Here is a 12,132-nt window from a genome sequence, read left to right on the forward strand (position 1 = left end):
CGATTGAACGAGCGGGCGCGATGGCGCGCGCCAGTCTTTACAACCCGATCGCCACGGACGTCGTGTTTAAGCGGGCGGCAGGTGCAGGTCTCGAATTGTTCGGGAAAGCAAGTGGTGCGGGAGCGACATCCAAACTAATACTCTAACTATATGTTATTTTGGAAGAAATATGGACTAACTTGATACTTCTACCCCCATATATACCCCTATAACGCCTATTTTTCTGGGGTGAGTAGCTCTCAGGCTACTACCCAAGTATACCTACGTATTACACGACGGTCTAAATGTGGAGAGCTGCCTTCCCCCTCCATCCGTCCTCACCTCAATGTGCCACGCTACCTCTAGCAGTCTCTAAAAGCGCTCTAAGGCTTTTTTCCGGCTATTACGCCTGGATATGGTGCCCTGTGTGGCAGAAGATATTCCTTAAATATTTCTATTATGAACTTGCATATCATATTTGACCCGTCTATTATTATGTCCAGTATTAACGTTTTATTCACATCAGACACAAGGAACCAATCATGGTCGAATATAGCAAATCAGAAGTACCCGAGTTCTTTACTAAGGAAACCCTGCGCCAGGACATACAAGAAGCCCTTGCCTTGCTAGAGTCACACCTGATTCACATGACTTTTGGCAGGAAATGGACTGACGAACCGATAGCGCGCAATAGGCAATGGTATGTCGACAGTCTCCCCGTCACATACTTAGCCTCGGCCTTCATGGCGCTGTACGACTATGCTTTTGCAGCCGAGTGGGATTGGAGTAAGAACGGTCATATTTTCGATGCGCAGCAGGATGCCGAGACATTTATGTATCATGCGAAGTTCCTGGAAGATTTAGATTCTGAGTCTTACAAACGAATTAGGCATGTCAGTCAAGTCGCGCGAGCGCGGGCCCGGTTCGACAGCATTAGCAATCCTGCTATCTCGATTGAAGAACCTATCACCCCCGAAGATGTAGCGCTGCTAGCTCATATGTCCATAGCCAGTGTCCGAAATGCCATCAGCCGGAGTGAGCTGAAAACATACCTTGAGGATGACGGCCGGCAATGCGTAGCCGATGCAAGCCTGCTCGAGTGGTTACCGAGCCGTAAAGGCTTCAGGTCTACTATGTTCATGGGGGACTACGCAGATTACAGGGGCTTCAAGCCCGTCTCTCAACAGAACCGTAATACCGTCACAGTGCCCATAGACCGAGAGGGTAGGCCGTTTAGACCTTCTTTGAAACGGAAAAAGGGTTATCAGATTGGACCGAAAGGACGTGAGTGCTACATATCCGATTTCGAGGAAGCCCTGGATACACTTAAACGGGCGGAGTCGCCCTACTGGCGCCGGCCGAACAGCAACGGTATTTACGGTATCGTTAAAGGTGTTGGCTGGAAGGAATACAGCATCGACGAACTCTACAGTTTAGATTAAGAGAGGCGCTCAAACATGGACTCACTGCACAAAACAACGCACGCACAGACGCGCGTAAGCAGCGATGCATTCCCGATGCGGTCCTGGATTATCTGGACAAGTTTGGGGCATCTATTAATGCAGGTGATGGTACTGAAAAGCGATTCTTCGATAAGAAGACAAAGCGCAGGGTGCGTCAACATCTGGGCAGCCATCTTTTTCAAGCCTTCAGTCAATATTTCAACGCCTATATGGTGATAGGACGTGAGGGAATAGTAGTAACAGAAGGATACCTCAGTCAGCGAATTCGGCGGAATTGAGTCTTAGTCTGTAGCCGCAATTTATTAAGCATATATGATAGCCCGGTCGACCATCAGGGTGCGCCGTTGTGGATGCCGGCATCGATCATCGAATCGCCCTTCACGCGTAAGAAGAAGGTGGCTTCCTTGTATCGGATGAGCTACTTTTCATGCCAATGGCTTTCTAGACGTAATGCTCAATTGGTGATGCGAAGCCGGTCGGGTCGGTCCTCCGTATTCGATACGGCCGTCGCCAAACATAAGTCGCCAGATGAGGGGGCGCCCTGTGAACTCATTGGGACACCTCCATTCTTTGATTGCAGTACAGTAATTAAAAAAAACCGAGATCGATAATCTTGGCTACGAGTAGGCTTAGGGCTGGTCGGCGATAGGCAGAAGCGGATCCGGGCTCTAGTTATGGGATTGTGTTCACGCGTGGGTATAGGATGAGTCACGAAGTCGGCCTAGGACGAGGCCACGATGTCTGCCAGATCGGAATAGGGTGTGTCCGGCTCAAGCTAGGTCCATCAGGCGTGCCTTTGTAGCAACAGGGGTGTGAGGGGGCAAATTTCTTTGACAGAATCGGAGGCCGGTCCGATGATGATGGTGAAGAACTCGGCGCGACGTTCTAGGGGGGCGGTACGAAATGGGTAAAGGATATTACGTAAGTCCCTACGGCCAAGAGATTACTGTACCTGTGTATTGTGCGGGACCTCTGGCATCATCAGGTCGTTGGCTGATTCATAAGTCTCCGTCAGTATCAATAGCTGGTATTACAGGCCGTGCTGGTGGCATTATGGCAACATGGTACCCACCACGCCGATGGTATTGCACTCGGCTGGGGATTGCCAGTATTAACAATAACGAGTACTAACGCTTTCTAGAAGGTCATAACCTTCTTCTCAGCAAGAGTGAGTTCGGTAATAGCATTGTCAATGCGGTTTGGGAAGAGTTCTTGGCATGTGTAAACGTGAGCAGATGAGCTAGCGTCGATGCCAGAGTCCACCCGAAGTCGTCGCAGCTGTTTTTAGTTGCATCGCGTGCATCTATGATCCCAGGAAACACCGGCAGTGGGGAATGTATCAAGACAACGAATCGCATTTGATTCAACTGTCTATAGAAGAAGGGTAAAACCCATGTTTTTTATATAGACAAGCAGTCAATGTTCCAATTATTTATTTAACAATAAAGAAATAGTGATATGAGTATTAATTTTGTAGATCTTTTTGCCGGTTGTGGTGGTTTTTCACTAGGTTTTATGTTGGCAGGATACAGAGGTATCTTAGCGATTGAGTCAGATCAGATGGCATTTTCTACACTCAAGAATAATCTAATAGATAGTGATAGGTTCGGAAAATTTTGCTGGCCAAATGATTTAGTTAAATGCAAAAATCACACATTAAATGATTATTTTATTAAAAAATATATCAAATCGATTGATAAATTAAGGCCGACCATAGATGTGGTTGTAGGTGGTCCACCATGTCAGGGTTTTAGTACATATGGCAAAAGGGATGAAAGAGATCCGCGCAATCAACTGATATATAGATATATTGATTTTATTGACAAGATAAGACCAAAAGTAATTTTGGTAGAAAACACTAAAGGAATTGCAAGTAGTTTTAAAGCTAATGGTAATGGCAGGGACGATAGTACCTATGCAAAAAAGATGATCAAAAGACTCGAGGCTATAGGTTACGATTGCAGAACAAAAATAATTGATGCTTCTGAATATGGTGTTCCGCAAAAAAGGATCAGGTTTTTTATTTTAGGGATTAACAAAAAAATAATAAAAAAGGAACAAGTACATCCCTTTGATGACGAAGAAATGTTAGATGATATAAGAAGGAATTTTCTGGTGGCTAAGGGTATAGGGAATAAACAATATATAACTGCATATGAAGCTATATCCGACTTAAAAGAAAACAGAAGATGCAAACTTATACCTTGCCCAGATAGGGCAAGGTATTATCAGGTTGATTATAAAGGGCCTAGTAAAAACAAACCCTATCAGGTATTGATGCATGGTGATATGGAAGGCAAATCGCCGAATAGCATGGCTTTAACTAATCACTCGGATGAAACAGTTAAAAGATTTTCTGAACTCCAAGAAAAATACAATGGCTATGGAACTATGGGTATCCCCAGTAAAGATTTAATTAAGCTGGGTCTCAAGAAGCATAGGATTAGTGTACAGGCGAAAAATCGACCATCGCCTACTATTACGACATTGCCAGATGATATTTTGCATTACGAAAGTCCAAGAGTATTAACTGTTAGGGAGTCGGCTAGATTGCAATCATTTCCTGACAAGTTTGAATTTCATGGAAAATATACAACTGGAGGGCATCTTAGAATTAAGCAGTGCCCTAGGTACACACAGGTAGGTAATGCAATTCCACCATTACTGGCCGAGTATTTGGCTTTGGTTATAAAGAAGTATATTAATTAATACTAAATACATAGCTAGGATGCTATATGAAACTTATCCCATCATTTATATACCCTCGGGAATCGATAAATGATCTTGTAAATGTTAATGAGGGAGAAAGACGTGTTTTTGAATTGCTAAAACACGTAAACCTATTAAAACACGATGTAGCCCTGCACTCGTTGAATCTTTCAAATTATGATAGATCACGCAAAAGATGGCACGAGATAGACTTTTTAATTATATGCGAATTAGGAATACTCGTTGTGGAAGTAAAAAGCGGAAGCATCGAGTGTTCGGGTGGCATTTGGAAATACAGCGGTAAGACTACCAGGAACAGTCCTGCTGTACAGGCAAAGGATAATTATTATGCACTAGTGGACCAGTACTTAAGGCCCGAATTTGGTGGTCTTGTAGACAATATGGTATCCGGTTGGGCTTGCATATTTTCTGATATAGCGCGTATATCAGGCAATCACGCAGCGGCGCTAGCCGAGCAAGGTGATGAAATTACAGGGTACACAGACATAGTTGGATCGGCTAGCACTATGAAGCAGTTCTTAAGCCGGGTATATGATCATTGGCAAAGCAAGCGGCCACATTCAAGAAAGTTAACTGGCGAAGAAGTGAAGGCTATAGCCGATTATTTAAGGCCCGATTTCGATAAGGTTCCTTCGATCAGTAGCAGTTTGAGAGTGATTAAGGCGCAAATGCAAGGGTTAACCCAAACTCAGTACTCGCGTTTATCAATGCTTGAGGGGTTGCCTAGACTGATGGTTTTGGGAGGAGCTGGTACTGGCAAATCCTTCTTAGCAATGTACGTAGCGCGCAAGCACTCTGCCGATGGCAATAGTGTGGCATTTATAACTAGGAGTGAAAATTTCGCAAATTTTGTTAAAAACGAGCTCTTCCGTACAGGTGTTAATGTTATCTCGTACGCATGCGAGCTACGTAATGATGCCAAGAATATGTACGATGTGCTCGTTATAGACGAAGGTCAAGACCTGTGTGACTGGGATGCCATAGAATACCTAGATAGCATATTGATGGGGGGCTTGGAAAACGGCAGGTGGATTTGGTTTGGAGATCCTAACAACCAGGTATCGCCATCAGTGGCCTTTGATAAAGATGCATATAACTACTATTTTGAGAATGCGGTACATGTGCCACCCGTGATGCAAGAAAATATAAGGAATGCCCACAGTATCGTAGAAAAACTTAATCACTGGTCGCATGCTGATGTAGGCGTAAGTGCTATAGAAGAACCAGTTCTGAAGCGCAACGTCGAAGTCGGTCGTGCCGCTGATATAAGTAACGAGATTCGTGAGGCAATCAAAAAGATTGACCAGTTGATAGCGGATGGTCTTGATCACGAAGACTTTGCAGTGCTTGTGGCTAGTGAAGACCAGTTAAAAGAGGTAAATGCCGAACTGAGTAATAGCAATATAAAGGCAATCGGCTTACCAGAAATTTTAGCTGATGGCACGAGCGCGCCGGGTAAGGTTGTTGTTAGCACAGTAGAAGAATTCAAGGGGCTTGAACGACCAGTGATCATATTGCTGGGCTTGTCGAAGTATGCTGACAACTCCGATCTCGGAGAGCTTAAATCTCTGTTATACAAGGGTATTTCAAGGGCTAACCACAGTGCATTTATAGCGGCGAGCAAGAGGCTTAGATCGGCGCTTCAGGTATTACTAGCCCAAGTAATGGCAGAAAAGGTAGGTGCTGAGTAATGGACACGCGTAACGAAATCAGAGATTACTTGAAAAGGCACCTCGTGGGACCACGATGGTGTGAACATGAAGTTATAACAGGGCGTGTACATCTCAACTACATGATGGGCATACTATACGCTCAAGAATCTGACGCCATGGACATGGCAATCGATGAGGCCATGGATGATAGTTCAGAGGCCACCACGACCTCGGAAGATACATCCAACGACTCTTCTTCTGTATTTGGAAACTTTAGTTTTCTCCCTTCTAGTGCGGGATTCAGCATTTGCGTCGACGAGATTAACGACATAAGAGTAACTGTTAGGGCTGGTATATATGATGAGCAAGACAGGGAATCTGGTAAAAAAATATGGGTACGCTCACAGCTCGAAGAGATACTCGAAATACCCGCCAAGCAAAGCAAGAAGTACGATGTATTTAACGGCAGAGCCTCGCTAAGGGTTGTGTCGAGAACCAGCATGGGCCACATCATTACCAGCATCGTGCTAGTGAACGAGTTGACACGAAGCAATAACTCTGATGCCTCGCTTGATCTATTCCAGATACATATCAGGTGCGAGCCAACCGCCGGGAGATTCCAGCAGTATCCGCGAGTAGAAAGTCCGGGAGATTCTTACGCACAACATGAAAAGGCGTACAACATACTTAATAAGCGACCATATGCAATAGGTCATTCCGTATCCGTGGATTGGCTAGAGGATGAAAATGGTGCCAGTTACGTTGAAACCGAGTATATCCCCTGCGAGTACGTCGGTAGGCCGTTATTCGACGAGCTTAAAATCGGTAACATGAGTTTCGAGGATAACGACTTATTCTCTTTGGCATACCTTGGCGGGTGCGATGACCAAAATGAGCTGGCCGATAGGCTAGACAAAATGGTCGATTTTTATCAGCAGTGGAGAGATGGGCTGGGAAACGAGGATGTACCCGGCGAATTTCGAGAAGTCGTTACCAATAGGCTGAGTAGTATTGATAATACAATATCCAGGATGAGAGAAAGCATATCGAGGATAAGGCACGATACAAAAGTATTCAAGTCATTTACATGGGCAAATCTGGCCATGCTCATACAAATGGTTCACAACAAAAAAAGACAGGGAGGCCCTTACCAAAGGGGCGAGGCAGACACTACTCTACCCGATTACCTTGACGAGCCAAGCTATAATTGGCGACCGTTCCAGTTGGCGTACGCTTTAGTTGTGTTAACTTCGCTCGCTGACGAGGATAGCCAATGGCGTGAAGATGTCGATCTCGTCTGGTTCTCAACCGGCGGTGGCAAGACCGAAGCATACCTTCTCATCTCGGCATTTATTCTTATATACCGGCGGATGAAATACGGCGACAGGGGGCGTGGAACCGCCGTGATCAACAGGTACACCTACAGGTTCTTAACAGCCGATCAGTTCGACAGGACCGCTAGCCTAGTGTGTGCACTGGAAATCCTGAGAGAAAAGTATGCAACCAACCTAGGTGACCAGCCATTTACGGTCGGGCTATGGGTGGGAGGCGACCTAACACCCAACCGTTACGAGGATGCCAGGGAGAAGTACGATAAACTAAAAGATTCCCTGCAGCAGGAAGAGTGTATGAACGCCTTCCAGATAGAGTCATGCCCCTCATGCGGTACACGCATGTTCCCAGATAGACGCATCAAGGACGAACAGGGAAACGACGATGACAGCTGGTACGGATTTGTACCAGGTGCTGCGTCGTTTAAATGCAAATGCCCAGACGAATCATGCTTCTTTAAAGAGTCGTTGCCAATAGCGATGGTAGACGATGAGCTCTACAGGAAACCACCATCTTTCCTAATTGGCACCATAGATAAGTTTGCAAACTTACCGTGGAAGGAACAATCAGGCGTATTCCTTGGCACGGGCTCTGACGTAGAGCCCCCTAGCCTAATCATTCAGGACGAGTTGCACCTGATCTCGGGTCCACTAGGGACGATCGCGGGCATTTACGAAGCTGGCATCGAGAGTGTAATAAGGTCCAATAATAATAATAAACCTCCGAAAATTATCGCTTCAACTGCCACTATCAGTAACGCGGAGGAGCAGAGCAAGAGGTTGTACGGCCGAAACGTCAAGTTATTCCCGAGCCCCGGCTTGTACTCGGATGATTCATTTTTCCAGCGTATTGATAATAGTCCAGAGTCAAGCAGGATGTACCTCGGCTTGATGGGCCAAGGTATAACTAACACCGTGGCAGTATACTGGTCAATCGCCGCGCTACTCCAAGGGATTTACGAGACGCCGATGAGCAAAGAGGAGACGGACTCGTACTGGACATTACTGGCATACCATAACAGCAAGAGGGAGCTTGGCAGAACACGCAACGCAGTTAGTGACGAAATATCGTCACGCATGCAAGTATACACCTATCTGGAAGAGGATGTACGCAAGCTTGGCGACCCACTTGAAATTAGCTCTAACGCAGTGGACAGTGTGGCAACTGCCCGTGCCAAATTAACAAAAAAGCACTCAGAAAGTGACCCTGCCATAGATGTTGTCCCGTGTACTAACATGATCTCAGTCGGTATTGATATTGATCGCTTAGGCATAATGTTCGTTAACGGCCAGCCCAAGCTCACCGCGGAATACATACAGGCAACAAGTAGAGTAGGCAGGCGAAGGATACCCGGGCTAGTTGTAACAGCGCTTTCAGCAAGCAAACCTAGAGATAGGTCGCACTACGAGTCATTTAAGTATTACCACCGCGTGATGTCTACCTTCGTAGAGCCAACCAGCGTTACGCCGGGATCGTATCCCGCTACAGAGAGAGCACTGCATGCAGCACTTGTGACAGCTATTAGGTTTGGTACGGATCTTAGGGGTAATACAAAAGCAAGTAATTTTTCGAGCGTACGCGAAGACTGTAATCATGTAATTAAGCTACTTGAAAGCAGGCTGTCCAAGGTATATGACCCCAATAGAATGGAAAACCGCACTATGCATGAGCATCTTTCCAAATGCATACAGGAATGGGAAAACTGGACCACGTTCACGGGGAACCTTAATTACGTGGCTAACGACATGAATAGTAACGGCTTAATATATGATTACTCGGCAAAAGAAAGAACCGTTGGTTGGCGAACATTAAGATCGATGCGTTTCGTGGACATAGAGGTCAACCTGGGAGTGCTGTAATGACTACTCATACCATTAGGAGAGGGCAAATCATACAACCCTACGGTGTTGGCGCACTAGTAGAGGCCGAGGGGGAGTCCTTTATTATTAAGGACATATCAAGCTGGTCGATGAGCAAACTTGAATCGGTGTATCTAAATCGGCTCCGACAGGTAGTTCCCGGTATTAGTGAACTAAAACAGCCACGGGACAAGGATAGCAACATACCCGTGACTAGGTTCCCCAAGTGGTTATTTTGCCCAAGCTGTAGGGTGATGTATTACTGGAAATATGATAGGGAGTTAGCTAACCAAGGTCGTGTACCACGCTGCAACAGACAGACATGCAGTAGAAAACAGCTCGTACCCATGCGATTTATCAGGGTGTGTGACGCGGGCCACATAGATGACATTGATTGGTACTTCATGGTGCATAAGGGCGTACAGACACGTGAAACCGGGCAATGCAATAAGGATACCGCGACAATGAAATTCTTAACTGGTGGTGCCCGGGGCGGCGATTTTGATGCCATGAAGATCGTGTGTGATTGCAATCCAAGGGAAGCCAATACAAACTTTAGGTTTATCCAGCAAAGAGTATTGCCTGGCAAGTGTTCTGGCAGGCATCCTTGGCAAAGATTTGACGACGCCGTCGAATGTAACGAAGAAACCAAGGCAGAACCCAGAGGAAGCAGCTCGTTGCACTACCCAAGCAGCATTAGTGCCCTAGACTTCCCCGATAGCAGTACCGGCTCAGACCGCGATATATATGACAACTTGCTACGGGACGGTGGACTCAATCCGTTCATAGAGACTTTACGCCAGTGCGCAGGCCCCGAAGAACTGGGTTCAAATCTCGTGGATATAATAAAAAGACTTACCAACACCTATGCGGACGATCATGACTATGAGCGTGATTACGTCTACAACCTATTCATCAAGTATACATTTTCTCACCAGACAGAGGCTAACAGGAACGAGCAGCGTCAAGTAGATCAGGGCGAGATCCTGAATACTGAATACGAGAAACTTGTATCAGATGCAGATGTAACCCTTACAAACTATACTATTCGGAACGACCTCCTAAAAGACGACGGGCCTTGTTCCCTTGGTCACTATTTCAGGAAGATTTCTCGCGTCGAAAGGCTTAAAGAAGTTAGAATTTTCAAGGGATTTTGCCGCAGGGATCCATCTAACGAAAGTCAGCCGGCAGACTTTTCGGGGAATCGAATGTGGTTGCCGGCAAGCGAGGTGATCGGAGAGGGTATATTCCTAGAGTTTAATCCCCGCACCATGTGTGCATGGGAATCTAATAACGGTGAACAGCTGGAAGAATGGATAAAGGTGCAGGTAAAAATAGCCTTGGCCAAGAACTACATGGATAGGCTGCAATTACATCCGTCTCCTCGGTTCGTGATGATGCACACGCTTGCGCACCTGCTGATCAGGGAGCTGGCATTTGAATGCGGCTATTCATCGAATTCCATAAGAGAGCGGATCTACATCGCTTCTTCAGGCACAAGCCCGGGTGGAATATTGCTTTACACGGCGGATTCCGATTCCGAGGGCTCGATGGGGGGGCTGGTCGAGCTAGGTTATGTGAATAGATTCTGGCCCATCTTTACCAGCGCAGTCAGAAATGCACTCTGGTGCTCATCGGATCCCGTGTGCCGGGAAGCCAAGGAGCAGGGATTATTTGGGCTGAACAAGGCCGCTTGCCACGCATGTGCTTTGGTAGGAGAAACGAGCTGTGTGCACGGCAACAGCTTCCTGGACCGGTTACTTGTATCAGGCAGCAGTGACAATGAGATACCGGGTTACTTCCAAGAACTTATAGATTGCTAACGTAGCGTACCATGCGATTACCGAGCCTGTCTGACCTAGACAAGGAACAAGAACGAATTTACATGAATGCGCCACTCGACGGTGCCATTCTAGTTACTGGCCCGCCAGGTTCTGGTAAGACCGTCATGGCCTATTACCGCTGCGAGGTGTTGGCACAGCGTAAACAAAGTATCAATCTCTTGATGTATAACCGAGTGCTACGAAAGTATGTTGGAGAGAGTAACAACAAGCATGTAGATGTAGACACGATGGAAACTTGGCTGGGAAATTGGTGGCGGAAAGCTTTTAATAAGGGGGTTCCCAGACAGTCAAATCAAGGAGGATCAAGATATAGCCCAATCGACTGGGATCGAGTGCTCACCCACGCACTCGAGAATAGCTCAAATAAAGGAATAATGGAAAAGTTAAAATGGGGGCACCTTGTCATAGATGAAGGTCAAGATTTCCCAATGGAACTATACAGGGTAATGTATTCTATCGGAATGGCAGCAAACCCGGGTAATGAGCCCTGTATTACAGTATTTGCCGATGATAACCAGCAATTGAATGAAGCCCTAAATGCCACTACGTGGCAGATTAGGAAGTCTCTCTGCATTAATAAAGAACCCAAGAGAAACTTGTCACTTACTAAGAATTACAGAAACACCCTTCAGATACATAACTTTTCCACGTATTACAAAATATTCGAAGCAGAGGCGGATCCCCCTCAGAAAGAGGGGGAGCTACCCACGGCGCGAATATACAAGAGTGATAGCGATTGCATGGATAACGTAACAAGATTGTGCCGTCTGTCGACAGGGAAAGAAATCGGTATCATAGTACAAACAACCAAGAGAAGGGTGAAGCAAATCTATAATAAAATCTCAACTAGGCTAAAATCTAGCAATTTTAAGATACAGGCTTATATGAGCGGTGATAGGGTTCACAGTGATTCGGCACTCACTTTTGATACTAATGACACGATAACCATAGTACATACAAATTCTGCGAAGGGTTTGGAGTTTGACGTGGTATTCTTAATGGACATGCAAGATGTAGGTGTTCATGACGATAGGCTCGAGCAAGCAGCAAAAAGCGTGTACATGCTGAGCTCACGTGCTAGAGAGCAACTGCACTTATGTTACTTAGTTGACGAGGGCGATGAGTTGCCTGAATCGATCGGCTTGCTACCCCCTTTCTCTAACAATCTCTACAAGGTGTATCCTAACGATTACACCGATAAGGTGAATAAGATAGCAGGCTCGCTCGAGTTACCCAGGCATACATAGCCTTGTCCAGAAATAGCGCATGAAAA

The 12,132-nt window shown here is 46.0% G+C and carries 6 protein-coding genes; all 6 read left to right on the forward strand.

All coding sequences use genetic code 11. From position 1 onward, the window contains the following. Nucleotides 1-521 precede the first annotated feature (521 nt). The 6 genes from J2T55_RS00885 to J2T55_RS00910 all read left to right on the forward strand — a co-directional run bounded on the left by J2T55_RS00885 (nucleotide 522) and on the right by J2T55_RS00910 (nucleotide 12,106). Entirely contained in the window at nucleotides 522-1,421 is a 900-nt protein-coding gene (locus J2T55_RS00885) for a hypothetical protein (protein WP_259053593.1), read from the forward strand. Nucleotides 1,422-2,900: 1,479 nt separating this feature from the next. Continuing rightward, the gene (locus J2T55_RS00890) at nucleotides 2,901-4,151 is read left to right on the forward strand and encodes a DNA cytosine methyltransferase (RefSeq protein ID WP_259053595.1); all 1,251 of its coding nucleotides are present in this window, start codon (nucleotides 2,901-2,903) and stop codon (nucleotides 4,149-4,151) included. Nucleotides 4,152-4,177: 26 nt separating this feature from the next. Then, nucleotides 4,178-5,863 (forward strand): nuclease-related domain-containing DEAD/DEAH box helicase, encoded by a 1,686-nt coding sequence (locus J2T55_RS00895; protein ID WP_259053597.1) that lies wholly within the window; start codon nucleotides 4,178-4,180, stop codon nucleotides 5,861-5,863. Beyond that, entirely contained in the window at nucleotides 5,863-9,015 is a 3,153-nt protein-coding gene (locus tag J2T55_RS00900; RefSeq protein WP_259053599.1) for a DEAD/DEAH box helicase, read from the forward strand. Before J2T55_RS00895 ends, J2T55_RS00900 begins: the two co-directional genes overlap by 1 nt. Then, complete coding sequence (gene drmB / locus J2T55_RS00905) at nucleotides 9,015-10,838, forward strand: DUF1998 domain-containing protein (RefSeq protein WP_259053601.1); 1,824 nt, start codon at nucleotides 9,015-9,017, stop codon at nucleotides 10,836-10,838. The genes J2T55_RS00900 and drmB overlap by 1 nt, the downstream gene beginning before the upstream one ends. A 62-nt stretch (nucleotides 10,839-10,900) precedes the next feature. Then, nucleotides 10,901-12,106: an AAA family ATPase gene (locus J2T55_RS00910; RefSeq protein ID WP_259053603.1), complete on the forward strand. Its 1,206-nt coding sequence runs from the start codon at nucleotides 10,901-10,903 to the stop codon at nucleotides 12,104-12,106. Nucleotides 12,107-12,132 lie beyond the last annotated feature (26 nt).

This window comes from Methylohalomonas lacus (assembly GCF_024808875.1).
Taxonomy (GTDB): domain Bacteria; phylum Pseudomonadota; class Gammaproteobacteria; order Methylohalomonadales; family Methylohalomonadaceae; genus Methylohalomonas; species Methylohalomonas lacus.